This window comes from Erythrobacter insulae (genome assembly GCF_007004095.1).
GTDB classification, from domain to species: domain Bacteria; phylum Pseudomonadota; class Alphaproteobacteria; order Sphingomonadales; family Sphingomonadaceae; genus Erythrobacter; species Erythrobacter insulae.
In genome coordinates this window covers 1,804,401-1,830,105 of the sequence record NZ_VHJK01000001.1, presented here as the reverse complement: position 1 = coordinate 1,830,105, position 25,705 = coordinate 1,804,401, and the positions used below count along the sequence as shown (strand labels likewise).

Here is a 25,705-nt window from a genome sequence, read left to right as displayed (position 1 = left end):
TTATGGCCTGACGGGTTTGGGGGCGCATCATGAAATCTAATAAATTCGTATTTAGTTCTGTCGCGACTGCTTTGGCATTCGCTCTATCAGCGTGCGGCGGGGGCGGCGGCGGCGGTGTTACCAGTACGCCTACCCCTCCCCCTGGCGGCGGCGGCGGTAGCGGCGGTGGTAGTGGTGGCGGCGGTGGCGGAGGAACGCCTGCACCAACTCCCCCGCCCAGCAACGCCAACGGGGATCTCACCGGAACACTGTTAAGCGAAACATTCACCAACGTTGCGGCGTCAGCCTCTCTGAGTGCCAACAGCACAAGCGTTACCGTATCCGAAGGGGCGATCACGGCGACAATCGTGTATGATGCAGACACACAGTCTTACACATTAGAAACTCCGGGCGGATCCATCACCTTTGCCCCCACCGATATTGACGACTCGCAAAGCAATAGCGGCGCGGTGGTGTATTCCATCACCAACGGCGACACGACCAATACGCTCACTCTGACACGGCCGGGCACATCGGGCGCGCTTACATTCCAGTATGTCGGCAGCGCTTTCTGGCAATCGACCACTGTAGGAACCACTACTGGATCGGGGCGGATTGAATCGATTGTCTATGGTGTGGAAACACCCGATGGGGGCGTGCCCTCCACCGGTTCCGCAGACTATGCGATTGATCTGATCGGTGCAGTGACCGTTGGTGAGAACGTTTCTGGTCTTGCAGGTATCGGCACGGCCTCGGTTGATTTCGTTTCGGGCAATATGATCATTGTAGGCCAATTGACTTTGGCCCCCTTCCTCGGATCGGACAGCAGTTTTAGCGGCGTTGCGAGCCTTTCTTCTTCAAGCGGTGCATTCTCCGGCACGTTCAGGCTCAACGATTTCGGTCAATTCGATGGTGACATCGCCGGGCGGCTTTTTGGTCCCAACGCCGAAGAGATAGGCGGTGCATTCTCGCTTTCGAATATCGGAGCGGACCGGGTGGCCACCGGAACAATCATGGGACGCCAGGATAACACCCCGCCCAACACCCAGTTTAACGACGATGAGCCTCTGCTGGACAACAGCCAGACATTTACTGCGACCGAAACTGTGCTCTCTTTCAACGCAGTTGATCGATCAGGCCAGCCGGGATTTTTGAATTTCGATTCAATCGGCACCGCGCAAAGCCAGCTTTCGATCCGGTATGATGCCAATTCCGAGCGGTTTCTGTTTTCGGGTGACGGGGTAGAGGGTCTGCTCGATCCCGTGTTCGGCTTTCAAAATCTGGGGCCGCGCACTCGGGCCAGCATTTCATCGTCGCGGCTCACCTATGTCAACGCATCAGGATGGAAGCTGTCCGATCCTGACAATCTGAGCCCGACATCGCGGCATTCCTTTTTCGTGTACGGATTTGAAACACCGGTAGGCGATCTGCCGACGACAGGGAGCGCAGGATACACATTGAACTTTTCGGGCAGCGGTGTCGATCCTGACTACAATGCTGACCTTTTGATCGATGGCACAGGTGTCCTGATCGCAGACTTTGAAACTGGCGTCCTCGATCTAAGCGGCGGGCTGAACATTCGCGAGAATATTTTCCTGTCGGGTGTTCCCAGTTTTCAAACGGTCGCCAACCTCACCGGCTCTGGCATGATCGCATCCGGCGTGAATTCATTCAGCGGAACTCTCTCGTTCGACTCGCTTGGCAATTACACAGGGACGTTCGACGGTTCATTCTTTGGCCCGGCGGCGGAAGAAACCGGTGGCACATTCACAGCAGCGGATGATAACGGCCAGATTGTTGGCAGCTTTATCGGCGAACAAGACGATACGCTGACAGGGGGGCAGACTTTGGCCGGCGCAACTGAGCCAGTCGATGCCTACGCTCTGTTTACGACCGGTGGATCGCTACCTCGCGGAGACGATGTCCGGTTTGATCCGGCCACCGGCACATACGAAATCGTGGTCAATCCCGACTCGCAGCAGGAGTTCAGTCTGGCACTTTCAACAGCCAATCTGGATCAGGCCCAATCGAACGATACGTTCTCGGTTTACACGCGGCCAGGTGAACCCGGTGTAATCGACCGTATCCTTACTCCGGGAGACGCGAATTCGGCGATTGCGCTCACCTACACTTCATTTGCGCAAATCGGGCTTCAGACCTCGCCACGCGGGCTTGAATCACAAACGATGGGTGTGTTTGGCATTCAGACGCCCTCTGCCGCTTTACCGAAGGCAGGAAGCGGAACATATGACGGAGTGGTATTTGCCATCGGTGAGGTTGCGCCGACTGGATATCGGGGCGAAATCAATGGGACTTCGGAATTGATTGCCGATTTTAGTGCCGGAACGCTCGGGCTGACATTCAACCTGACGCAAGCCGACGCAATGAACACTGTGATCGGTACCTACCTGTTTGATGGCACAATCGCCACCAATGGATTTTTCGGCGGGGCGCGGCAGGGCGAAGGTTTTGTCGGCTCTTTGAACGGGGCATTCTTTGGGCCCAATGCACAGGAATTCGGGGCAGCATTCGACATCATTGACGATGTTCCTGCGGGCCGCACCTTCATCGAAGGCGTAACTGTCGGTAAGAGGCGGTGAAGCGGTATATCCGATTGCAGTCAGGTTGGGGGCCAATAGGGGCATTGAAAACCAACCTGGCCCAGCCTTTTCTCAAGCGCAGTATCAGCCTGGTCTAGCTCATCTGCCTAGCTCGTCTGCGGTGGGCGCAGCTACTGCATCATTAGGGGCAACCCGCCACAGGATCTCCTCCTCGGGATCGACCGCCTGCTTTTCGAGCAGGTCGGTATCCTCCCGCGCGATCACACACCCCGGTCGCGAAGGGACACACTCTGCTGGTGGTCCCACAGGCTTGCCTGATCTGCTTGACGCAGGTTGAAAGGGCGGGCGCCGGGTTCCTAGTCGTGCCGCATTGGCTCATCATCCGCGAAGCAGCGAAGGTTGATGACCTAGCGGAAGGTGCAAACCGTGTGTCTGCCATGCCATAACACCTGCAGAATTGAGGAACGGCAATGAACATTCAACAGCAACATTTCTACGGCTCCGATCGGTCAGGGGCATGAGTCTGCGCATTCCTCCGCCGCTTGTGGCGCTTCTCTCGGTGCTGCTGATGTGGCTTTTCACCGAGCACCTGCCGAGCTGGCAGTTCGCTGTTCCATATGCCGGTTTCATTGCAGGTGCCCTCATAGCGGCAGGCTTCGGCATCGATATCGTTTCGGTGCTGGCATTCCGGCGCGCCAAGACGACTGTTACCCCTCTCAAACCCGAAAAAGCATCGCGTTTGGTCGTGTCCGGATTCTATCGGTTCTCCCGAAATCCCATGTATTTAGGAATGTTACTGATTCTCGCTGGCGTCGCAGTGTGGTTCGGCTCGTTTGCCAACATTATCATCCTGATCGCGTTCGTGTTCTACATCACAGCGTTTCAGATAAAGCCTGAAGAAGCGCGTCTCGATCAGCTATTCGGCGCGGAATATCGAGCGTATCGGCAGCGGGTGAGACGATGGCTCTAAGCGTAACAGGACAAAGTGAACCGCCCGTCGAAGCCATCAGAAAGGAAACCTTATGTTGCTTGAGAAAATCAAGACGCCCGGCCTCTCCCATCTCTCCTATCTGATCGCTTCCGGCGGCAAAGCGGCCGTTATCGATCCGCGGCGTGATTGCGAAATCTATGTCGAGAAAGCGCGCGCGCAGGGGATGGAGATCACCCATATCTTCGAAACCCATCGCAACGAGGACCTGGTCACAGGGTCCCCGATATTAGCGGAAATGACCGGGGCAAAGGTTTATCATGGTCCCAATGCGGCGGGCGAGGTTGCGTTTGCTGAAACGGCTCGAGATGGAGAGAAATTCGATATCGGTCAGCTCACGATCGAAGCCCTCGAGACACCCGGCCACACCGATGATCACCTTGCTTTCGTGATACATGATAATGGGTATTCGGATGGACCGGTCGGCGTGTTTACCGGTGACGCGCTGTTTGTCGGCGATGTTGGTCGCACCGATTTTTATCCCGAGCGCAAGCGGGAAGTCGCTGGCATGCTGTACGACTCGCTCCAGAAGCTTTTGGCATTGGGTGATCAGGCGATCATCTATCCCGCGCACGGAGCAGGATCGGTGTGCGGATCAGGCATGGCGGAGCGCGAGTTCTCGACCATTGGTCACGAGCGCCGCAACAATCCGCGGTTACGCATCGATGGGCGCGGCGCATTCATTGATGCGAAAATTGCAGAGCATCACTATCAGCCGCCTTATTTCCGTTTGATGGAGCGGCTTAACCTTGAAGGAGCAAACGCGGCGCCGCGCATCCTGAGGCCCCGCCGGCTGGATTTGGGCACATTGCGAAAGGATCAGTCCGACCATGTGATAGATATCCGTGACCCGATGGCTTATGCATCGGGCCATTTCCCCGGCTCTATGTGCCTGCCTGTCGGAATGATCTCGGCATTCGCTGGCTGGTTCATCCACGAAGATCAATCAATCAGGCTGGTGGCGTCTGACGAGGATCAGCTTTCACAGGCCATGTCGCATCTTGTGCGCATTGGCCTTGATAATGTTGTCGGTGGCTATACCGGCGTCGTTCCGGCGGCGGCCAATGGCGTGACCATGAAAAGCATACCGATGATATCGACCGGCACTGTCAAAGAACGGCTCGACCAGAACGCATCCGACTGGACGCTTCTCGATGTGCGCGATGCCGGCGAACGTGCGGCTGCCTCCATCGAAGGATCCAAGCACATTTACGTCGGTGAGCTTAACGAACGCTGGCAGGAGCTCGGCAAACAGCATCACTATACCGTGATGTGCGCCAGCGGCATGCGCGCCTCGGTGGCAGCAGGATGGCTAGCTAGCCGGGGTTTTGAAAAGCTGGATATCTACCTTGGCTCGATGGGGGCGTGGAAGTCTGCTCATGGGTGATCCCATTTATCACGCACCATTGCAGGGTCGGCCCGCCGGAGCCATTGAAGCTGGCGGACAGGAGGCGTGGGTCAGTCGGCATTTTGGCGGTCGAGCCATTTCGTCTACGCAGGCTCCGCATCGGCCAAAATGCAGACTGACCAGTTAATGGGTAAAGTCCTTGCCCTACCGTTGGACCCGCCCCGATCCGTCGCCGCCCATTAGCTTTTCCACTTCGGGCACCGTCACGCGGTTAAAATCGCCCATGATTGTGTGTTTTAGCGCGCTCGCGGCGACTGCAAATTCCAGGCTCTGCTGGCGGTCTTCATAAGCGTTGAGGCCGTAAATCAATGCCGAGGCAAAGCTGTCTCCGCCGCCAACACGGTCCACGATATCGGTCAGTTCGTATTTCTTTGAGAGCATGAAGCCATCTTCGCGTGTGCGCAGGCAAGCAGACCAGTTGTTACGATCCGCGCTAAGGCTTTCACGCAGGGTGATCGCGATGGTGTGCATGTTGGGATAGATATCAAGCACCTTCTGGCCCAGCGCTTCATACTTCTTTGTATCAAGTTCACCGCTCTCCACATCGACATCAACGCTGATATCGAGCGACTTCTGGCAGTCTTCTTCGTTCGCAATACCCACATCAACATATTTGACGAGCTCGCGCATCACTTCCGGCGCGGTCTTACCGTATTTCCAAAGCTTGCCGCGGAAGTTGAAGTCGCAAGAAACGGTGACGCCCGCTTCCTTTGCCGCCTTAACGCAGGCCATCGAAAGATCGGCAGCAGACTGGCTCAGCGCAGGCGTGATGCCGGTGATATGCAGCCATTTTGCGCCTTTGAAGATGGTCGGCCAATCAAACTCGTCCATGCTCGCATTGCAGATCGATGAGTTTGCACGGTCATAAACCACCTTGGAGGGGCGCTGGTTGGAGCCTGTTTCAAGGAAATAGATACCGACACGGTCGCCAGAGCGGCTCACATAGGCTGTATCCACGCCGAATTTGCGCAGCTCCATAATTGCGTTCTCGCCAATATCATTATCGGGCAGCGCGCTTACAAAACCAGCATCGAGCCCGTAATTTGACAGCGCGACAGCAACATTCGCCTCGCCTCCGCCAAAGGTCGCTTCGAATTCGTGCGATTGAAAAAACCGTTGGTGTCCCGGCGTTTTAAGGCGAAGCATGATTTCGCCGAATGAAAGAAAGTCAGCCATGAAGATATCCGTATTGAAGGTGAAGTTATCGTAGTTCCACAGTGTTGATGAGAGTGTCAGGCTTTGCTGAACATAAAGTCAGTGCGATCGAACGTTCGCTTCGTCTTGGCAAGAGAGCCCGTTTTCTGATCGCTGTTTGGGTAGGGCCGCTCTTCCAATCGCTCGGAAAATCGAAGCAGAAACTGCCGAGCCAGACCCGGCCCGCGACGGTCGCCTAATTCCGTGTTCCACAGATCGCAGCCAGCGCATTCGCCGATTGAGGTGGGAGTATCGGCCGCCTGCAAAGCAGAGCCGAGGAGCGACAAAGGCAGCGCGAGTAGCAAAACAGAGACGCGCGCGTGCCATGGCGAAACATCAATCTGATACATTAGCGCGCTAGCCAGCCGCCATCGACTGCGAGAATATGGCCTTGGACATAACGCGCCGCATCGGACGCAAGAAAAACGGCTGCACCGCCAAGATCCGATGGCGCGCCCCAGCGACCTGCCGGGATACGCTCCAGAATTTGACGATTGCGCGCCTCATCCGATTGCAGCGCGGCAGTGTTGTTGGTCGCAATATAACCCGGAGCAATCGCATTCACCGTGACATTCTTTGAAGCCCACTCATTCGCGAGCAGCTTTGTCAGGCCGCCGACACCGCTTTTGGAAGCGGTGTAGCTTGCGACTCTGATACCGCCCTGAAAAGTCAGCATCGAAGCGATATTGATAATCGATCCGCCACCGCTTGAAATCATGTGCTTGCCAGCTGCTTGGCACAGGAAAAACAGAACCTTCAGGTTCGTGTTCATCACAGCATCCCAATCATCCTCGGTGAAGTCGGTTGCGTCATTGCGGCGGATGATGCCTGCATTGTTGACCAGAATATCGAGCCGGCCAAGACTTGAAACAGTCTCCTCGACGATCCTTTCACACGGATCAGTCGATGAAAGGTCGGCTTTGATCACACACGACCGCGAACCGGCTTTTTCGATCAGGCTGGCAGTTTCGGTCGCATCGCTCCGCGTAACCAATGCGATATCAGCACCAGCTTCGGCGAGAGCAACGGCAATACCCTGACCGATACCAGTGTTAGCGCCAGTGACAACGGCCACCTTGCCGCTCAGATCAAACGGATGTGCGGTCATAACAATGTTACCTCAAGATCAGGGATTAAAGACCGCGCAGATAAGCGCTGATCTCTTCGTCTTGCGAATTCGCATAAAAATACTCGGCAAATTTTTCGCCGGCGATTGCCGATTTCAGCAGGCTCTGATCGACATTTTTAAGAACGCTCAGCATGTCGTGGCACGAGGCTGCTTTCATCTCTGTCAAAATGTCGCGGTTGGTAGCCATGATTGCTGCGCGCTCTTTGGGATAACCCACACCGGGCTCATTCTCGAAGATCTTGCGAAAGCAATCCTGCAAATTCAGTTCCGCCGCCCAGCCGAAGCCTTTGGCATAAGGCATAGACATGCAGTTGCCAGCATTAATCTGGCTGAACAGAAACGCATCGGTCGGATCGATCACCAATCCGCAAAAAACGCCGGGCATCGCGTTGCAAGCCAGCATTGATCCCATACCCGTTCCGCATCCGGTCACGACGAAATCAGCAGCTTTGGAATTGAGCAAAATGCCCGCCAGCAGCCCGTTCATATTATACGTAAGCGAGGCGGCGTCTTCCGGCGTGTACATGCCGTAATTGAAAACCTCATGCCCGAATGGCGCGGCTTCGGCTGTCAAAGCATCGTGAATAATGCCGTTTTTGGCGGCCTGGCTGTTTTCCGTAATCAAAGCGATTTTCATGATTTACCTTCTCCGATCGGCCAGCAAAACACCATGTCATGCGATCATGTCATGCGATCGCTGAACCCAAAATTCGTTACTTTAGGTAACCGGTGTCATTATCTTAGGCAAGAGCTGATTTGAGGCTGCGCAGCCCTGTTGCCAATCGTCTGCGTGATGCTGTCAGTTTATTCGAAACTTGTTTCCGATTAACTTGGCTAGCCGGTACCAGCCTTCAGCTCAGGGGGGTGAAGTTCTGCCGCCCAGCTGGCGCGGCTGAACGGGAGGCTATTGTAAATCTGTTGATCAGCGAGACGGCGCGCTGCGCTAAAGTGATTGCAGCCCTTGCCGCGGGCTGAGGCGAAACTTCTGTTATAATTTCATTTGTAGGAACCGCAGCGCAGGTTTTTGGGCAAGATCTGGGCATCGCTTTGCCCAACGCCAGGTGCCTCAACCGTCAATCAGGTGCATTTGCTTTAACAGTGCCCTACGACGCAGGCGCGCCGTCCATTTATCCGCGCGCCAACAGGAGTGAATATCGATGAAGGGTTTCAAGGAACCAAGCCACCAAGACAGAATAGCTGCAGCTTCGAAGGCGAAGAACAAGGTTCTGGCCAAGCTTAAAGCCGTGCCCAAGCCTGATGAAGCAGAATTGGCAGCCATGGCAGCGCGAAGGGAGCAACGCGAAGCCAAAGCCGAAGCGAAGCGCGCCGCCGCTCGGGAAGCGAGGCTTGAAAAGCAGCGCCTCGCCCAGGAAAAGCGGGCAGCGGCAAAGCAAGAGCGTGCCAAGACCGACGCGCCCAAGCGATCAGAGGCGGAATTAAAGGCTGCCCGCGATGCGCGCTATGCGGCTCGCAAGGCCCGCAAGTGATAGAGACATCGATGCATCTGCGAGATTTCGATGCTGATAAGTTTCTAAGCGAATATTGGCAAAAGAAACCGCTACTGATCAGGTCGCCCTGGGCATCCTGGTCCAATCCGGTCGAACCGGATGAACTGGCAGGCCTGGCCTGCGAGGCGGGTGTGGAATCTCGTCTTATCACGCAAAGCGCCCCTGAATGGGGCCTCGAAAATGGCCCTCTGCCTGAAGACCGCTTTGACCGGCTAGGCAAAGACCCTTGGACATTGCTTGTTCAATCTGTCGATCATCACATCCCCTGTGTCGCGGCCCTCCTTGAATCTTTTCGGTTTGTTCCAAACTGGCGGATCGATGATGTCATGGTCAGCTATGCTGTCGATGGCGGCGGAGTGGGCGCGCATTTTGATCATTATGATGTATTTCTTGTTCAAGGCCTAGGCCGACGCCGATGGGAACTGGGCGAATTATGCGACGAGAATGTCGAACTTTTGCCGCATTCCAACCTGTCTTTGCTCGCCGACTTTCAGCCCACCGATGAATGGATTCTTGAGGCCGGTGACATCCTGTATGTCCCACCTCGCATTGCCCATCGCGGCACTGCCATTGGGGACGGTTGCATGACCTATTCGATCGGTTTCCGCGCACCTTCATGCGCCGAGCTCATAGACAATTGGGCGGATGATCTGGCGGACGGATTGCTCGATCAAGATCGTTACACTGATCCTGGGCTGGCCAAACAGGACAATCCCGGTGAAATTGATCCAGACGCTATCGCCCAGTTGCACAGCATGATTACCGAGAAAATCCTCGACCGCAGCAGTTTCGCACGGTGGTTCGGTCGATACAACACAAGCCCGAAAAACCCGGATATCGATTGGAGGCCTGAAACTTCGGCAGAAGTGGATGATATTAGGCGCAGCCTGGCAGAGGGCGCGGTAATCCTTCGCAATCCGGCTAGCCGTTTCTCCTTCATTCGCGAAACACCATCGTCGGTCCTGCTGTTTGTCGATGGGCAGTCTTTTGAGTGCACTGGAGCCCAAGCAGAATTGGCGGAAAGAATTTGCGCGGAACCCAGGCTGATCTTGGGTTCAGACAAATCGCGCTCGGCGCTGGATCTGCCAACGCTAAGTCTGATTGCCGATCTGTTTAACCAAGGCAGCGTGGCTCTTGATCTTTAGGAGGCAAACGATCCAGCAGATCGGCGCATCTTGCCAATTCTATGGCGTCGCCTTTTTCCATTGTCCGGGAGCTATCCCTTCAACGGTCCATTCGCCAATGGACCATCGCACCAGCCTCAAAGTGGGTAACCCCACCGCCGCAGTCATCCTGCGCACTTGCCGGTTGCGCCCTTCGCGGATTGTGACCTTTAGCCAGCAGTCGGGGACGGTTTTGCGCTGACGGATAGGCGGATCGCGGGGCCAAAGATCCGGCTCTGCAATGCGCTCAATCTCGGCCGGTTTGGAGACGCCGTCTTTCAGACGAACCCCTGCTCTGAGACGGTCCAAGTCTTGTTCCTGAGGGTCGCCTTCGACTTGCACTAGGTAAGTTTTGGCCATCTTGAAACGCGGATCAGAAATCCGCGCTTGCAAACGGCCATCATCGCATAACAAGAGCAGCCCCTCGCTATCTCGATCAAGCCGTCCTGCCGGATAGACATCTTTCAATTGGATGAAATCTGATAGCGTAGAACGCACGGTTTCAGACCCGCGATCTGTAAATTGCGAGAGCACTCCATAGGGTTTATTGAACGCGATCAGCTTGCCCATGGCACGCGCTTTACGGTCCTGTCATTCTAATCGCAACTTGTCTCTGAACGGCGCAGCCGGCCCCTTCACAGGTTGAGTCCTAGCCCATAATGTTCACCGCTTGGCTTGGACAGCTAACCAGACTTTTTATCGCAGGTCGTAGTGACGCAGGTCGTAGTGACGCAGGTCGTAGTGACGCAGGTCGTAGTGACGCAGGTAGCCAATTTCTCGCCCGCCTTATCCACTGTGCGCCAAAGGTAGTGCCGCTTTCCATTGATCTTCGCAGACACCTCACCGAGTTGAGAGATCGAAACGGGCTGGCTTTCAATCAAGCGCGAATTCGGCCCAGACTGGCAAATGGTCGGAGGCCCGCGCAGAGACTGCGCTGCGATGGACCCCGTAACCGCTCGGCAAAAGCCGGCTGCAATGCATGATCCGGTCGAGCTGCCCGATAGGGCGCGTCGCGTGGTAGCTTGGGCCGCAATTGAGAATCTGGAAATGCCGACCGAACTCGCGAAAGGTTCTTGCGCGGCTACGCCACTCGTTAAGATCGCCCATGAGCACTGTCGCCGACGAATTGCTGGCCGCAGCGGCAAGATCGGCGATGACTCGCGCCTGCCTTCGGCGCCACAGGCCGGACAGATCAAGATGCATGCCGAATACTGTAATGGCCTGCCCCGCTACAGATAATGTCGCGGTCACGACACCGCGTGGCTCAAGGTAGGGAATATGGATGATGTCGTGATGCACGACCTTGATCCCGCGCCGAACGAGGATCGCATTTCCGTGCCAGCCTATTGAATCGGTCTGCACGTCGAGGGGCACCGGCTCATAATCAGTGTGGTTCTCGATCAGAACCCGCGGGAGTGCGCTGGCACGCGCGCCAAATCGCCGGTCGGCTTCCTGCAGCGCAACAATGTCAGCATCGACTTCCTGCAACACGCGCAGGATGCGCAAGGGATCTCGGCGGAGGTCGAGGCCGATGCCTTTGCGGATATTGTAGCTCGCAACCTTTATGTTCACCGGCTTACCAGCCATTCACTTGTCTTCGCTTTCTCTTTCAGTTCGCCTTCAAGCCGCAGCGGTTGAAGCGTCGCAGTAAGAATGGCCACGGTTAGGCTGCTGTGTCGACCAGTCGGCGCTCTGCGTCGAAGTACCTGTGTACGTTTGCATGGACGTTTGGACGTTTTAGGGTGCTGTCAGTCTAATCGCAACTTGTCTCCGATCGGCGCAATGGCCCCTTCCCCGCTTGGTTCTCAAGCCATCAGGTTTCGCCACTCAACCAGTGCGCCTGAGCGGCTTGCCTTGTAAGTCTATGGGTCGGTTAGATGGCGTTCTGAGTTGAAGTGGTTGTGAACATTTGCGTGGACTGAGGCGAATTTCTGTAGCGATTTCATCTGTCGAAATCTGAGCATCGCTCGCTCTCGTCGTCGGAAGGGTAAGTGTGAGTTTTCCGCGCGATTGTGCTGCCAGCGCCCCATTTTTGGACGGTCGAAATTGCCAAGTTCGCGCATCGCTGCCGGGTAGGATTTAAGGCCGTCGGTGACGATGGATTCAGCTCTGCCGTAATGCTTCAGTGTCTTGTTGAAGAAGCGTAAAGGGCCAAACCGGTTCCACCAATGCCGCACACTCTCGTGGCCAATGTCGATCCCGCGATCGGCCAGCAGGTCCTCAACATTACGCAAACTAAGCGGATTACCCCCGGCGCAGAGTTGAAATAACGAAACAGGCTGGCTGGTTTGCGAGGTCTGTCCGTGGCCCCTGCCCTAGCCCAATTGCCTCAACCCTCAATTAGGTCCGTTTGGTCTGACAGTGCCAAATAGGTCGAGTACCCGGACACTCGGATCGAACCTGCTAAGATTCGGCGCAATACCGACCAATCCTGTCTCGCTAACTCCCATCCATGCTGCGAGCGTTGCTGCTAAGCTATCAATCGGGGTCGACGGCACCAATCGCCCCCCCAATACACTATCTGGGCTTCCGACACCCACCACCGGAGGCTTTCCGAGTATCTTTCCTCCGGCTACGGCTCCTCCCATAACAAACTGGGCACTGCCCCAACCATGGTTAGTGCCACTACCATTGCTGGTAAGCGTTCGTCCAAAATCAGATACAGTAAATGTCGTTACTGATGAGCCAATTCCCCATCGTTCCATAACACGCCAAAAACCATGCATTGCATCTGCAAGGCGTTTAGAGTTGTTGTTACTTTCATCTGTCGTTGAATGAGCATCCCAATTGGGGAGCTTCGCGAAGAAAACCTGCCGTCTCATACCCATTACCCTCGCGCCAGCGATTGTCTTTGCAATTGCCTTCATCTGACGGCCAAGCTCGTTATTGTTCGTAGGCAAGTCAGCCAAATCTGACTCAGGGATTTGTGAAAAGACTGATGCGAAGAGATTGCCTGCATAAAGTGCCCTTCGCATGATTTTGGCATATTCATTACGGAAGACATTGTTGGATACGGCGGTGGTAACCGTGCGAAGTAGGGCTGTAGTTGCATCCTCTCGCCCACCAAAGATCAATTTAGCGCCATTTTCATCTATGGCGTATGGCGTTAACGTTCGACCCGATAAGAATGGCGAGCTCGCTGCAGCAGCATTGATACAAGTGAACTCTCGGTATGCATTGTAGCCGACTAACTGATCAGCGATACGCCCTCCCCAACCGGTTGCACCTCCGCCATCTTCGCCCGTCAGTACAAAATCGGACTGGGTGTTATGACTAAAAAGCCTACTAGGGAGCAATCCGCTCTCGTTCATGAACATTGCGGCTGAGGTAGGTGCCATGAGTGCGCCAATATTCTGCAAAACCGCTAGGTCACCTGCGTCAAAAACTTCTAATAAGGGGCGCATCGAAGGATTTAAAGCATAGCTGTAACCACCCAAATCGTTGGATTGTTTTAGGTGAGTGGCATTTAGATTAGCTTGGCTGAAAGCAATATTGGGCCGCGCCGAGAAATAGTTGCCATGACTAATTCTATCGAAGGGTACCAAGGTGTTCCAATTGTCGCTTCCGCCCTCGAGAAAGATGCAGACGATTGCTCGATAGTCGTCACTCTCTGCTGCTGCGAGATCGGACGACATCGCAGATGGAAGACCAAACCCACCGATGCCGCCAACCGCCATGCCTTTTAGCAATCTGCGTCGACTAACACTGCTATTCTGGCGGATGATGCTCATGCCACAACCAAGAAATCAGGTGAGGCCAATATCATCAACGTTGCAAGCTTGACCCGGTCCTCAAGACCTTTTCGATCGTCGGCCGCAATAAATTGCGCTTGGACTGCAATCTCGTTCGCAATATTCGGCGATATTTGGCCAGCCGCTAAAACTATGTTGAGGCGCTCCACCAAAGCTGTTGGTTCTTTCGCTACCTCAATGTAATTATCAAAGCTTGGATCGAGGCCCCGGCTTGCCCAAAACCCTTGCAGTGCGTTGTTGATGAAGTTGATATATTCGACAACAGTCTGCTCACTTGCAATCTGGAACCCGGGCGCCGCCAACCCTTGAGCTTCAACATCAGAGAGTGGTGGAGAGTATTCAGCATCAAAAAAATTGAAAACCGTGGGGCTCCAACCTGGCGACTTCAGCAATGTCCCATGCAAGTATGGACCAACTAAGTTTTCTGCTGCTGGTTTTACATCAAATGCACGCGCCCAATTTAGCAAACGTTGGGCTGGGTCTCGGAGCTTTCCAGATTGTGAAGTCGGTTCTTGGCGGGCTTCGCGGTCAAGTAAGACTGCTTTGACGATTGCTCTGAGATCACCGCGCTCGCCCTGCCCATTGTTAGAAAAAACCCGTGCTACTCTCTGCACATAAGCAGGAGAGGGGTTGCTCGTTACAAGCCTCAGAATCAGCTGCTTTGAGATGAATGGTCCAACATTTGGATGATTGAATAAGATATCAAGGGCTTGCGAAACCGCTTGCTCACCGCCACCCGAAATTGTCTGACCCAGAACCACCTTATCGCGAGTGTCATTGAAGGTGGGGTCAATTACTAGCCTCTCGCGGTTTCGACCTCGTTGGCGAAAATCTGTCTCGATTGGGACAAAACCTGTGAAGACCCGTGCCAATTCCGATACATCAGCTTGAGTATATGCTGGGATTTGAGAGCCATCGGGTCCCAGTTGGTGCGTGCCGTCTGCGTTCAGTCTATGCAGCCCGAGAGTAAAAAGCTGCATTAGTTCACGAGCATAATTTTCATCCGGCAGACTGCCACGCGCATCTGCCTTTTTGCTACCGGTATATGTGAGCCAATCCCCCATCGCGGTCGAGAAAGTGATTGCTTCGATGAGCTCACGAAAGTTTCCGAAACTATGATCGGCCAAGATGTCGAGGTAGTTGGCCATACTAAATGACCTCCACCCGGGATGAAGCGTGCCGATTCCAACTACAAAAATGTCGAGCAGAGCCAATGTAACGCGCTGACGGAGAGTATCCCCGTCATGCAACAAACCGTGCCAGAGTGCTATTTCCCAGTCAGCAAGTGCAAAGGGTCTACTGTCATCGGCAAAACCGTTGTTCTCTAGCCAATCCCAATAACTTCGCTCCCGCCCAAGAGCAAATTGAGCATTAAGCCAACTTTCTACTCCCGATTTAGAAACGTCCTCAATCGTCGCATAGTCGGTCCCGTTTGTCGCTTGCGCCAAAAAGCGCGCTGCATCCTGTTTGGAAATAGCTGTGACGCCTGAAGCTGCGACAGAGCCACTACTTGGCTTGCTTGAGGTGGAACCATCACCGCCGCAAGCTGCCACTGACGTAGCCAAAACAACTGTTGCCGCTGCTTCTGGTAGCGGCGCCGTTTCCGGTGAATGGGTTCTCTGCATGCATGCCACTCCTCGATGACGATGATCGAGTGCTCGTCTGCATTGCATAAACCTAACATTTGCAAAGAAGTGAATCCGGAAGAACGCCTATTAAACTGATATGCGGCCGGGGGTACTCCAAGTGCATCAACCGTCAATCAGGTGCATTTGCTCTGACAGTGCCTACTAACGTGCTACATGAATTGTCAAACGCTCGCTCTCAGTCAATCGAGGGCGCTGTCTATCGTCGTGTCGGCCTTCGAATCGAAAATTAAAATTTTCTGAAATTGAAAAGTCAATAATTTTTTCGATCAACGGTAAAGTTTTAACCTATCATTCTGAACCTAATTTTCATGCCCTACAGGTTTTGTTAACTGGCACCTTAGACATGACTAAATAGCCTGACCGTGTTTTTTCAAGGATAGCTATGTCAAACACAAAATTTTGGGCTTCGGCTCCGCAAATCCAAAATCTCAGGCAAAAAGAGGGTTTTGAGGGCTCACAGTCTTTAAGGGATCGAAGAGCAGCCGTGTTCTTCGAGATCTCCTCGCGCGCAGCCAAAGTTGAGAGCCTTCCAACAAGTTGGCGCCACCCCTTAGCTTGGTCGATCTTGCTGGAGCTATATCGTGCTAGGCTTGAGTTGGAAGTCGCTAGTGTCAAGACCATACAAATCGCCAGCGGCGGCGCCTCGGCGACTGTAATTCGGCATATTGACGCGCTCGAACAGAGCGGCTGGGTTAACCGTGATCGAAACGCGGACGATGCCCGAGTGACGAACCTGACACTGTCTCAAGCTTCGATTCAGGTTCTTAATCAATGGGCCGATCAGAGAGCCGCAAAACTTCAAACGCTTTCCAGTTGCAATCACTGACATGCTAGGTTTTGGAGGCTGAGCCGGTGCTGTCAGTCTAATCGCAACTTGTCTCCGATCGGCGCAATGGCCCCTTCCCCGCTTGGTTCTCAAGCCATCAGGTTTCGCCACTCAACCAGTGCGGCTGAGCGACTTGCCTTGTAAGTCTGTCGATCAGTTAGATGGCGTTCTGAGTTGAAGTGGTTGTGAACATTTGCGTGGACTGAGGCGAATTTCTGTAGCGATTTCATCTGTCGAAATCTGAGCATCGCTCGCTCTCGTCGTCGGAAGGGTAAGTGTGAGTTTTCGGCTCTGTTGTTCTGCCAGTGGCCCATCTCCTGTCGCTCCGCATTACCAAGCTCGCGCATTGCCGCAGGATAGGATTTGAGACCATCAGTGACGATTTCCTCGGCCTTGCCATGCCACTTCAACGTCTTCTTGAAGAAGCGCAGAGCGGCTGATTTGTCCCGCTTTTTCGTGACATAGCTCTCGAGGATCTCGCCTTCATGATCGACAGCGCGCCACAGATAGTGCGTCTCGCCGTTGATCTTCACGAACACCTCATCGACGTGCCAGCGCCAATTTCTAAAGCCTCGCATCCGGCATATCCGCTGGCGCTTGATATCTGCTGCAAACAGCGGGCCGAACCTGTTCCACCACATCCGCACCGTCTCGTGACAAATGTCGATGCCGCGTTCCGCAAGCAAGTCTTCGACATTCCGCAGGCTCAGCGCAAACCGCACGTACATCATCACGACAAGACGGATCACTTCTGGCGACGAGTTGAAATAGCGAAACGGACTGGCTGGTTTCTTGGGTCTGGGCATCGTTCCGCCCTACCCGAACATACGAATTCGGCTAGAGGCACATTTGCTCTGACAGTGTCCTCGGGCGTGATCGCAAAGGCATGCCGCTGATCGAGATCTCCCCTTCGGCGGCCTACCTTCGCATGTTGCTCAAGCTCGCATTCCTAGCACCGGACATTCAGCGCGGCATTCTTGAAGGTCGCCAACCAGGCTCGTTGAACCTCCAGCAACTCATCAAAATGGACATTCCGCTCTGCTGGAATGAGCAGCGAACAGCGCTGAATTGGCCCAGCGCGAATTAGCCTGTTCCGGCGAATAACAGGCCTGTTATGTCGAATTCGCACCCTGTTATGGCCAAATAAGTACCCTGTTATGGCGAATAACAGGGAAACCCCATTTTTGAGCACCTAACCCTCGGTAATCACGTGCTTTTACTGGTGGTATTCAGTCGTATTTGGCCAATTCAGCCTGTTTCGAGCTCTGAATGAACATTCTTCCCTGTTCTTTCCCTGCTAAACAGGGAAACTCATCTGATTGCGATTGACGCAGAGACTAGCCGCGCAAAAATCGCCTGATATGCCCAGAGACTGATGCTGAAGATCCAGCGAACGGCGGTTTGGCCTGTTCAAACCCGCGTGCACCGCCACTTTGCGGACGCGCCCTGTAACCAGAGACTGGTGCTGAGGGTGGTTGGCGGAGCGGGTGGGATTCGAACCCACGAAAGAGTTACCCCTTTACACACTTTCCAGGCGTGCGCCTTCGACCACTCGGCCACCGCTCCGCATACCTGTATGGCAGAAGCGGGCCTCTAGCTTTCCTGCCATTGCAGCGCAAGCCACATGATGGCACCACAGGCAAATGAAACGATCAATTCTGGCCATTGCCGCTCTAACCCTGCCGATTTCGCTTGCCGCTCAGGACGCGCCGGAAGGGGCGCCCTCGCCCAACGCCATAGTGGATGCCGCGCCCAAAGATGCATGGAAACAGATCGCGGCAAAAGATCTATTGGTGATGACGCTCGCTCCCGATGGGGATGGAAATGCCCGTGAAGTGGTAATCCAGTTGATGGCCGCGCCGTTCTCGCAAGGCTGGGTCAGCAACATCAAAACCCTCGCCCGTGCCAAATGGTATGACGAAACCAGCGTAAACCGCGTGCAGGACAATTACGTCGTCCAATGGGGCGATCCCGGATACGACAACCCTGAAAGCGGCGAAATGGAGCAAAAACCGCTGCCCGAGGGGTTAAAGGTGATGGGGGAAGATGAGTATAGCGCCCCGGTCAATTGGAACATGCGCATCGACGATGGGATTGCCCATGTCTATTATCGCTCGCCCAGAATTAGTCTGATCGGGGGCCCTCTGCTTGACGCAATGCCCGCCGGCATGTTGGCCCTTTCCGATCGCGTTGAGGGATACCCTGTCATGACAGGGTTTTCTTCGGGTTGGCCCATCGCAGGAACCTTTACCCGTGGCCATTCAATCGAGCAGGCCGAGGCGTGGCCCGTCCACTGTTACGGGATGGTTGGCGTAGGCCGAAATTACTCACCAGATACCGGCTCCGGCGCTGAACTCTACACCGTGATCGGCCATGCGCCGCGCCATCTGGATCGCAATATCGCGCTCGTCGGGCGGATCATTGAAGGTATGCAGCATTTGTCCTCGCTCCCGCGCGGCACGGGTGAGCTTGGCTTTTACACCGCGGAAGAAGCGGAAAAGCGTACGCCCATCCTCTCCGTCCGTCTCGTGAGCGATCTTGCGGCAACGGGCACCTATGAGGAGCGCGACGCGATCGAGCGGAAATATGCTTTCGAATATCTCTCTACCGAGAGCGCAGCCTTCGCCGGCTATGCCGAGGCGCGGGCCAATCGCCGCGATCCGTTCTTCATCCAGCCCGCAGGCGGCGCCGATATTTGCAATATCCCCGTTCCGATCCGCAAATTTGAGTATGTCAGGTACAAGCCGCTGGATGGAGAATGAGCGAAACGCTTAGCGTGACCCTACCCCTGACACGCTGGCAGGGGGATCGCGGCACCTATCGGCTGGTAACCGTGACCGGCGATGCTGCCGAAACACTTGCAATCCATGCCCGTCTGCACAGGCTTGAATTCGGGCGCAGCCGCGGGTTTGGATCGGTCAAAGTCGTCGCCCGGATCGGGGAGACGGAATGGAAAAGCTCGGTTTTCCCGCAAAAACACTCATCGCAGTGGGTGCTCCTGATCAGCAGGAAGGTCATCCAGCGCGAAAGTTTGACCGATGGCCATCCGGTCCAGGTTACGCTCAACCTGATCTAGGCCTGCTGCATCAATTCGATGCGATTGCCGAACGGATCGAAAGTGAAGAATCGCACATATCCTTCGACCGGTTTGTCATCCTGCGCTGTGTATCCAGCCTGTGTTAGCCGATCCCGCAACACCTCCAGATTATCGACCAGAAATGCCGGATGCGCTTTGCGCGCAGAGACGAAATCGGGATCGACACCAATATGCAGCTTTGCGCCGCCACCCTCCAACCAGAGGCCGCTGGGGGAAAGGTTATCGGGTTTCGGAACTTCTACCATGCCCAGCAAATCGCAAAAATACGCGCGCATCTGTTCTTCGCCGCCTGCCGGTATCGCAAGCTGAACGTGATCCAATCCGATAATTCCGGTCACAGCCGGTCTGCCTGAGCCACCGCATCGCTTGCCCGCAGCGCGCTGAGAATCCGCGCCAGATGGGCAAGATCCTGAACCTCGGCATCGATGTCATAGGTGACGAACGGATGGTCGAGCTGACTTTGGGATAGCGAGGTGACGTTGCTTTTGTTCTGAGCAAACAGGCCGGCCATTTCGGCAAGGGTGCCGGGGCGGTCATAAATCGTGACAGACAGCCGCCCGATCGCGCCATGCGAGCGCTTCCCCCAGGAAAGATCGAGCCAGTCGGTATCAACACCGTTGGCCAGTTCCAGACAGTCGATCGTATGGACCAGGACGGCTTCACCCGGACGCCGCAATCCCACAATCCGATCACCGGGAACAGGATGGCAGCAATCGGCCAGCTTAAACCCGACGCCGGGCGTCATGCCCTTGATCGAAATTGCGCGGTCACGCGGGGACCAGCCATCATCATCTTCAAGATCGGCTGTGCATCCGGGCACCAGCGCTTCCATAACCTCGCGATCCGTCAGCTTGGCGGAGCCTACCGCAACCATAAGGTCTTCCGGACCATCCAGACCCAGACGCTCAATCGCGGCGCGAATGGCTTTTTTGCCGATGCGCGCGGGCACCCGTGCGGCGATCTCGTCAAACAATTGGGAACCCAGCTGCGCCACTTCGGCGCGTTCCTTTTGCCGGACGGAACGGCGAATTGCGGCGCGCGCTTTGCCGGTTACGACAAAACTGAGCCATGACAGCTGCGGCTCTGCGCCTGCGCCCTTGATGATCTCGACCACATCACCGTTTTGCAAAGGGGTGCGCAGCGGCATGTGCCGTCCGTTTATCTTAGCACCAAGGCAGGACAGACCAAGGTCGGTGTGAACGGCAAAGGCAAAATCAACCGCGCTGGCGCCCTTGGGCAGCTGAAACAGAGCGCCTTTCGGCGTGAAGGCAAAAATGCGGTCCTGATAAATCGCAAGCCGCGTGTGCTCCAGCAGCTCTTCGGCATCGTGACTGGCATCCACAATTTCGATCAGATCGCGCAGCCAGGCAACTTGGCCGTCGGCCTTGTCGTGCTGTTTATAGGCCCAATGCGATGCCAGTCCGAATTCATTTCGCTGGTGCATTTCGCGGGTGCGGATCTGGACTTCGACCCGCATCGAATTTTCATACATCAGCGATGTATGGATGGATCGGTAGCCATTGGATTTGGGCGTAGAGATATAGTCTTTGAATTTGCCCGGCAGGAACTGCCACGTTCTGTGCAAGACCCCCATCGCGGAATAAATGTCTGCTTCGCTTTCGGTGATGACGCGAAACGCCATGATATCAGTCACCTGTTCAAAGCTGACATGGCGTTCGGACATTTTGGTCCAGATGGAATAGGGGTGTTTTTCGCGGCCGGACACTTCGACCTTAAGACCGGCCTCGGCGAGCGCTTGTTTAATCTTAAGCGCGATCGCATCGACCTGCCCGCCATCGGAGCCGCGCAGCCCCTCCAGCCGCTTGGTGATGGTTGCAGCAGCTTCGGGCTCAAGCTGTTCAAACGCGAGCGCCTGCATTTCGCGCATATATTCATACATGCCCACCCGTTCGGCGAGCGGCGCGTAGATATCCATCGTCTCGCGCGCGATGCGCTGGCGTTTCTCGGGATTCTTGATGAAATGGAGCGTGCGCATATTGTGCAAACGATCCGCCAGCTTGACCAGCAAAACGCGGATATCCTCGGACATCGCGAGCAGGAATTTGCGCAAATTCTCTGCGGCGCGCTCGTTTTCCGGCATCGCCTCGATCTTGGACAGTTTCGTCACACCATCCACCAGCCGCGCGACTTCGGGGCCGAAATTCGCCTCGATATCCTCAATCGTTGCCAGCGTATCTTCGACTGTGTCGTGCAGCAGCGCGGTGATGATCGTTGCCTGATCCAGCTGCAAATCGGTCATCAACCCGGCGACTTCGACCGGATGCGAAAAATAAGGGTCACCGCTCGCGCGTTTTTGACTGCCATGTTTCTGGACAGTGTAGACATAGGCGCGGTTCAGCAGCGCTTCGTCAGCGTCCGGGTCATAATCGAGGACCCTTTCAACAAGTTCATATTGGCGAAGCATAATTGCCAATGTGCGTCGGCGCGCGCGCACCTGCAAGCATTAAGGGCGCAGGTCAGCCGATTATCGGATCCTGCGCAGGGTCGCGGCGCGGGGATCCCCTGCCGACAGCCCCCATTGCCAGCCATGTCGCAGCAGTGATTGTCCCGACCCGCCCGATAAACATCAGCGCCACCAGCACCATCTGGCCGTCTACTGGCAGATCACCGGTGATGCCCCGGCTGAGGCCAACCGTAGCGAACGCGGATATGGTTTCGAACATGATATCGGTCAGCGAATGCGGCGTGCGCACCGACAAATAAAACGTCGCGACAAATATCGCGGTGAGGGCGAACATGATAACGGTCACCGCCTGGCTTGCCAGCCGGTTGGAAATGCGCCGGCCGCTCATTTCCGCCGCGCCCAGCCCGCGAATCTGGTACACGAGTATCGCAAATAGCACCGCAATCGTCGTGATCTTGATCCCGCCCGCGGTTCCCGCGCTGCCGCCTCCGATGAACATCAGCACGTAATTGAACAGCACCGTCTCATCGCGGAACGCCCCCACATCGAGGCTGTTGAAACCGGCCGTGCGCGGCATCGCGGAGTGCATGAATGCATTCAGCGCCCGTTCGCCCCAGCCCATCGGGCCAAGCGTGTTGATATTGCCGCTTTCTGTGATGAGGATCACCAGAAAGCCGAGCAGCAGAAGCACAGCTGTGCCGATCAGCGTGATACGCGAATGAAGCGTCCAGTCCGACGGGTTACGCCCGCATTTGATAATATCCTGCAAAACAGGAAAGCCGAGCGAACCGATGATCACTGCGACGATTATCGGTAACAGAACCGCAGCATCCGCGCTGAACCCCATCAGGCTATCGGAGAATGTCGAAAAACCGGCATTGTTAAACGCGCTGACAGCCTGAAACAGCCCGTGCCAGAATGCCTCGTCCAGCGGCATGGAATATTGGACATGAAACCGGTACGTCAGGATCGATGTCGCGACCGCCTCGACCACGAGAGTGATCAGCAGGATCAGCTTGATCGCGAATGACGCATCGGAAAGACTCAATTGCTCGCGCTCGACCTCGCGCTCTACGGTGCGGCGCAAAACAAAGCCCCTCCCGACACTAAGCGCGAAAAATGTCGCTGCGGTTTTGGTGCCAAGGCCTCCGATCTGGATCAGCACCAGAATCACGATTTGCCCGAACATACTCCAGTAAACCGGAGTGTCCTCGACTATCAGGCCAGTAACCGCAACGGCTGAAACCGACGTAAAAACAGCCGTCGAAAGCGGCGCACCCAGATCGCCAGCGCGCGATACCGGCAACCATAAGGCCGCCGTACCAAGCGCAATCGCCAGCAGATACAACAGCGGCACAAGCCGGATAGGGTTACGAAACGCCCAGAGCATGGCAAGCCAACGGGCCAGACCCGGATTGGCTCCCTCAAAAAATGAGGATTAAACAATGCCGCCCAAAAAACCGGTGTCAGCACGCTGCGCGCCGAATTGGCGGCTGCTACGCCGGACCGGAAGCACGCTTTGAAATCATCCATTCAGCGGCGGTGATACAGTAAAAATCAGGGTTGCCGCGGCGGCGGTATCAAACAATTTTGAAAGGCCCGCCGCAAAATCGATGCGGCTTTACGGGCGCTTTACAGTAAGCGCGTGGCGGTTCAACTCCACGTTGCCCTTGGGGGGAGGCTCATCAGGATTGCATCGATGTTTCCGCCTGTTTTCAGGCCAAAGATCGTGCCCCGGTCATAGACCAGGTTGAATTCGGCATAGCGCCCGCGATATTCGAACATCTCGGCTTCGTCTTCGGGTGTGAATTCGGTTGCCATCCGCTTGCGCACGATTTTCGGGTAAACATCGAGGAATTGTTTGCCGATGTCCTGAATGAACGCATAGTTGCGTTCCCACGCGGCATCATCATCACATTCCAGATGGTCGCAGAAAATGCCGCCTACCCCGCGATGGACTTCGCGGTGCGGGATGTAGAAATATTCATCCGCCCATTTCTTGTAACGATCATAATAGGTCGGATTGTGCGCCATACACGCCGCGCGCATACTCGCATGGAATTCCTCTGTGTCTTCTTCGTAAGGAATCGGCGGGTTAAGGTCCGCGCCCCCGCCAAACCATGCTTTGCCCGTGGTCAGGAACCGGCAATTCATATGAACCGCCGGCACATGCGGATTGTGCATATGCGCGACAAGACTGATGCCAGTCGCGGTGAAGCCAGGATTTTCAGGATCCGCGCCGTTGATATTGGCCGCGAATTCCTTGGGGAAATTGCCGCGCACGGTCGAAACATTCACCCCGACTTTTTCGAACACTTTGCCCTTCATTAAACCCTGAACACCGCCGCCGGGGTCTTCATTGCCCTCTTCCTCGCGTTGCCACGGGGTGTATTCAAACGCTGCGTCGGAGCCATTGTCACGCTCGATCGATTCAAACGCTGCGCAAATTTGATCACGCAGGCCTTCAAACCATTCTTTCGCTTGTGCCGTCTTAGGCGCCCAATCGCTCATTCAATAATTCTCCGTCCGATTTCGGTCACGCAACGCGCTATGACAGTCCTGCTGTCCATCCGCTTTGACACAGATCAAGTCAACAGCCTGTTGCCCGCGATCATGCTTGCAAAACACGGGAGACCGCGCCAAAGGCTGTGCATGGTTCCCGTTTCGTTCGCCCCACTGGATTTCGCCGGAGAAGAGCTGGTCCTGATGAAAAGCAACGCGCTTTTCTGGCCGAGTGAACGCGCGTTGCTGGTTGCGGATCTGCATCTGGAAAAAGGCAGCTGGTATGCCAAACATGGCCAGATGCTGCCGCCCTATGACAGCCGCGAAACGCTGGAGCGGATTGCCGATAGCGTCAAAGCAACCGGCGCGCGGCGGGTGATCACGCTGGGCGACAATTTTCATGACGATGCGGGCACCCACCGGCTCGATCCCTATGCGGCCGGCATGTTGGAGGCGCTTACCCGCGCGCTCGACTGGGTGTGGATCACGGGCAATCACGATGAAAATATGCATCGCAGTTTTGGGGCGACTTTGGTCGAAGAGCTGGAGATTAATGGGATCATTTTGCGCCATGAGGCAAAACGGGGCGAAACACGGGCGGAGCTTTCAGGTCATTACCATCCGAAAATGCGGCTAAAGGTGAGAAACCGCCATATCGCCCGACCATGCGGCGTTATCAGCCGGCAAGCGGGACAGAAAACGGGACAACATACGGGGCAACATGCGCGACAGGGAGATCGGATGATCTTACCCGCGTTTGGGGCCTATACAGGCGGAATGGATGCAGGATCGCCTGAAATTCTGGACGCTCTTGGCCCTGCCAGCCGAATTGATGCTGTGCTGCCTGCAAAGGGCAAATTGGTCACATTTCCGCTTTATCGCGCCGCAGCTTAAGACTCATCTGGCGTTTCCGCCCTGCAGGCACTACATAAAGCGCTTAAACACCAAGGCTATTACAGGAGATTCTCACATAGCTCGTCCACCTCGGCGTTCGATGGCCCCGCCTACTAAAAGCGGCCCTCGCTACGATAGTTTCATTCAAGTCCCCAAGGTCCGCGTCATTGATGACGAAGGCGAAAACCTTGGCGTGATGTTCACCAAAGAAGCGACAGAACAGGCCAACGAAAAAGGCCTTAACCTTGTCGAAGTGTCCCCGAATGCGGACCCACCGGTGTGCAAATTTCTGGATGTCGGCAAATATCGCTTCGAAGCCCAGAAAAAAGCCAACCTGGCGCGCAAATCGCAAAAGACGCAGGACATCAAAGAAGTCAAAATGCGTCCTAATATCGACACGCATGATTATGACGTGAAGATGCGGAACGTCGATAAATTCATCAACAATGGCGACAAGGTCAAAGTCACCTTGCGTTTCCGTGGCCGCGAAATGGCGCACCAGCACCTCGGCATGGATCTGCTCAAGCGGGTTCAGGATGATGTCGCGGATATCGCCAAGGTCGAAGCATTCCCGCGCCTCGAAGGGCGCCAGATGCTGATGGTGCTCTCACCGAAATAATACGCCGCACA

General features: G+C 55.3%; 23 protein-coding genes, 1 tRNA gene and 1 pseudogene. 11 read left to right on the top strand and 14 right to left on the bottom strand.

The features are described 5' to 3' along the window. Nucleotides 1–29 precede the first annotated feature (29 nt). From FGU71_RS08735 to FGU71_RS08725, 3 genes are all read left to right on the top strand, one after another. Nucleotides 30–2,579 carry a transferrin-binding protein-like solute binding protein gene (locus FGU71_RS08735; RefSeq protein WP_142788204.1) on the top strand — a complete coding sequence of 850 codons (2,550 nt, stop codon included), beginning with the start codon at nucleotides 30–32 and terminating at the stop codon, nucleotides 2,577–2,579. Nucleotides 2,580–3,057: 478 nt separating this feature from the next. Further along, entirely contained in the window at nucleotides 3,058–3,510 is a 453-nt protein-coding gene (locus tag FGU71_RS08730; protein ID WP_142788203.1) for a methyltransferase family protein, read from the top strand. A gap of 52 nt (nucleotides 3,511–3,562) precedes the next feature. Continuing rightward, nucleotides 3,563–4,915 carry an MBL fold metallo-hydrolase gene (locus FGU71_RS08725; protein WP_142788202.1) on the top strand — a complete coding sequence of 451 codons (1,353 nt, stop codon included), beginning with the start codon at nucleotides 3,563–3,565 and terminating at the stop codon, nucleotides 4,913–4,915. Nucleotides 4,916–5,080: 165 nt separating this feature from the next. On the opposite strand, the gene FGU71_RS08720 is transcribed toward FGU71_RS08725, so the two are convergent. The 3 genes from FGU71_RS08720 to FGU71_RS08710 all read right to left on the bottom strand — a co-directional run bounded on the left by FGU71_RS08720 (nucleotide 5,081) and on the right by FGU71_RS08710 (nucleotide 7,896). After that, a complete protein-coding gene (locus FGU71_RS08720) occupies nucleotides 5,081–6,112 on the bottom strand; it encodes a sugar kinase (protein ID WP_142788201.1) in 1,032 nt (343 codons plus the stop codon). 367 nt (nucleotides 6,113–6,479) lie between these two features. After that, nucleotides 6,480–7,238 (bottom strand): 2-dehydro-3-deoxy-D-gluconate 5-dehydrogenase KduD, encoded by a 759-nt coding sequence (kduD, locus tag FGU71_RS08715; RefSeq protein WP_142788200.1) that lies wholly within the window; start codon nucleotides 7,236–7,238, stop codon nucleotides 6,480–6,482. Nucleotides 7,239–7,263: 25 nt separating this feature from the next. Further along, on the bottom strand, nucleotides 7,264–7,896 hold the full coding sequence (locus tag FGU71_RS08710; RefSeq protein WP_142788199.1) for an RpiB/LacA/LacB family sugar-phosphate isomerase: 633 nt from the start codon (nucleotides 7,894–7,896) through the stop codon (nucleotides 7,264–7,266). A gap of 520 nt (nucleotides 7,897–8,416) precedes the next feature. Between FGU71_RS08710 and FGU71_RS08705 the strand changes: the two genes are divergently transcribed. Further along, entirely contained in the window at nucleotides 8,417–8,746 is a 330-nt protein-coding gene (locus FGU71_RS08705; RefSeq protein ID WP_142788198.1) for a DUF6481 family protein, read from the top strand. A gap of 11 nt (nucleotides 8,747–8,757) precedes the next feature. Continuing rightward, on the top strand, nucleotides 8,758–9,912 hold the full coding sequence (locus tag FGU71_RS08700) for a cupin domain-containing protein (protein WP_142788197.1): 1,155 nt from the start codon (nucleotides 8,758–8,760) through the stop codon (nucleotides 9,910–9,912). 39 nt (nucleotides 9,913–9,951) lie between these two features. Here the strand turns inward: FGU71_RS08700 and FGU71_RS08695 are convergent, their stop codons facing one another. From FGU71_RS08695 to FGU71_RS08675, 5 genes and pseudogenes are all read right to left on the bottom strand, one after another. Then, nucleotides 9,952–10,500, bottom strand: a complete 549-nt coding sequence (locus tag FGU71_RS08695; RefSeq protein ID WP_142788196.1) for a pseudouridine synthase — start codon at nucleotides 10,498–10,500, stop codon at nucleotides 9,952–9,954. A gap of 303 nt (nucleotides 10,501–10,803) precedes the next feature. Further along, the gene (locus tag FGU71_RS08690; RefSeq protein WP_142788195.1) at nucleotides 10,804–11,517 is read right to left on the bottom strand and encodes an endonuclease/exonuclease/phosphatase family protein; all 714 of its coding nucleotides are present in this window, start codon (nucleotides 11,515–11,517) and stop codon (nucleotides 10,804–10,806) included. A gap of 275 nt (nucleotides 11,518–11,792) precedes the next feature. Continuing rightward, nucleotides 11,793–12,208: pseudogene (locus FGU71_RS08685) on the bottom strand (DDE-type integrase/transposase/recombinase). 58 nt (nucleotides 12,209–12,266) lie between these two features. Beyond that, complete coding sequence (locus tag FGU71_RS08680; protein WP_142788194.1) at nucleotides 12,267–13,661, bottom strand: DUF1501 domain-containing protein; 1,395 nt, start codon at nucleotides 13,659–13,661, stop codon at nucleotides 12,267–12,269. Then, nucleotides 13,658–15,307 (bottom strand): DUF1800 domain-containing protein, encoded by a 1,650-nt coding sequence (locus FGU71_RS08675; RefSeq protein WP_185960246.1) that lies wholly within the window; start codon nucleotides 15,305–15,307, stop codon nucleotides 13,658–13,660. Before FGU71_RS08675 ends, FGU71_RS08680 begins: the two co-directional genes overlap by 4 nt. Nucleotides 15,308–15,713: 406 nt before the next feature. On the opposite strand from FGU71_RS08675, the gene FGU71_RS14320 reads away from it, so the two are divergent. Then, on the top strand, nucleotides 15,714–16,157 hold the full coding sequence (locus FGU71_RS14320; RefSeq protein WP_142788192.1) for a MarR family transcriptional regulator: 444 nt from the start codon (nucleotides 15,714–15,716) through the stop codon (nucleotides 16,155–16,157). Nucleotides 16,158–16,246: 89 nt separating this feature from the next. Here FGU71_RS14320 and FGU71_RS08665 read toward each other — a convergent pair whose 3' ends face one another. After that, entirely contained in the window at nucleotides 16,247–16,963 is a 717-nt protein-coding gene (locus FGU71_RS08665) for an IS6 family transposase (RefSeq protein WP_142788191.1), read from the bottom strand. An 80-nt stretch (nucleotides 16,964–17,043) separates the two neighbouring features. On the opposite strand from FGU71_RS08665, the gene FGU71_RS08660 reads away from it, so the two are divergent. Beyond that, nucleotides 17,044–17,244: a hypothetical protein gene (locus FGU71_RS08660; protein WP_142788190.1), complete on the top strand. Its 201-nt coding sequence runs from the start codon at nucleotides 17,044–17,046 to the stop codon at nucleotides 17,242–17,244. A gap of 389 nt (nucleotides 17,245–17,633) precedes the next feature. Here the strand turns inward: FGU71_RS08660 and FGU71_RS08655 are convergent. Further along, nucleotides 17,634–17,723: transfer RNA gene (locus FGU71_RS08655), tRNA-Ser, on the bottom strand. A 77-nt stretch (nucleotides 17,724–17,800) separates the two neighbouring features. Here FGU71_RS08655 and FGU71_RS08650 point away from each other — a divergent pair. Next, on the top strand, nucleotides 17,801–18,919 hold the full coding sequence (locus FGU71_RS08650; protein WP_142788189.1) for a peptidylprolyl isomerase: 1,119 nt from the start codon (nucleotides 17,801–17,803) through the stop codon (nucleotides 18,917–18,919). Then, a complete protein-coding gene (locus FGU71_RS08645) occupies nucleotides 18,916–19,233 on the top strand; it encodes a DUF1905 domain-containing protein (RefSeq protein ID WP_142788188.1) in 318 nt (105 codons plus the stop codon). The genes FGU71_RS08650 and FGU71_RS08645 overlap by 4 nt, the downstream gene beginning before the upstream one ends. Here FGU71_RS08645 and FGU71_RS08640 read toward each other — a convergent pair. The 4 genes from FGU71_RS08640 to hemF all read right to left on the bottom strand — a co-directional run bounded on the left by FGU71_RS08640 (nucleotide 19,230) and on the right by hemF (nucleotide 24,190). Further along, nucleotides 19,230–19,592 (bottom strand): VOC family protein, encoded by a 363-nt coding sequence (locus FGU71_RS08640; protein ID WP_234035702.1) that lies wholly within the window; start codon nucleotides 19,590–19,592, stop codon nucleotides 19,230–19,232. The two genes, FGU71_RS08645 and FGU71_RS08640, sit on opposite strands and share 4 nt — an antisense overlap. Continuing rightward, the gene (locus FGU71_RS08635; RefSeq protein ID WP_142788187.1) at nucleotides 19,589–21,679 is read right to left on the bottom strand and encodes a RelA/SpoT family protein; all 2,091 of its coding nucleotides are present in this window, start codon (nucleotides 21,677–21,679) and stop codon (nucleotides 19,589–19,591) included. The genes FGU71_RS08640 and FGU71_RS08635 overlap by 4 nt, the downstream gene beginning before the upstream one ends. Nucleotides 21,680–21,731: 52 nt before the next feature. Continuing rightward, the gene (locus FGU71_RS08630; protein ID WP_234035701.1) at nucleotides 21,732–23,036 is read right to left on the bottom strand and encodes a TrkH family potassium uptake protein; all 1,305 of its coding nucleotides are present in this window, start codon (nucleotides 23,034–23,036) and stop codon (nucleotides 21,732–21,734) included. 296 nt (nucleotides 23,037–23,332) lie between these two features. Then, complete coding sequence (hemF, locus tag FGU71_RS08625; RefSeq protein ID WP_142788185.1) at nucleotides 23,333–24,190, bottom strand: oxygen-dependent coproporphyrinogen oxidase; 858 nt, start codon at nucleotides 24,188–24,190, stop codon at nucleotides 23,333–23,335. Between the two features lie 141 nt (nucleotides 24,191–24,331). Here hemF and pdeM point away from each other — a divergent pair, with 141 nt between their 5' ends. Further along, the gene (gene pdeM / locus FGU71_RS08620) at nucleotides 24,332–25,075 is read left to right on the top strand and encodes a ligase-associated DNA damage response endonuclease PdeM (protein ID WP_142788184.1); all 744 of its coding nucleotides are present in this window, start codon (nucleotides 24,332–24,334) and stop codon (nucleotides 25,073–25,075) included. Between the two features lie 100 nt (nucleotides 25,076–25,175). Next, nucleotides 25,176–25,694 (top strand): translation initiation factor IF-3, encoded by a 519-nt coding sequence (gene infC / locus FGU71_RS08615; RefSeq protein WP_142788183.1) that lies wholly within the window; start codon nucleotides 25,176–25,178, stop codon nucleotides 25,692–25,694. Nucleotides 25,695–25,705 lie beyond the last annotated feature (11 nt).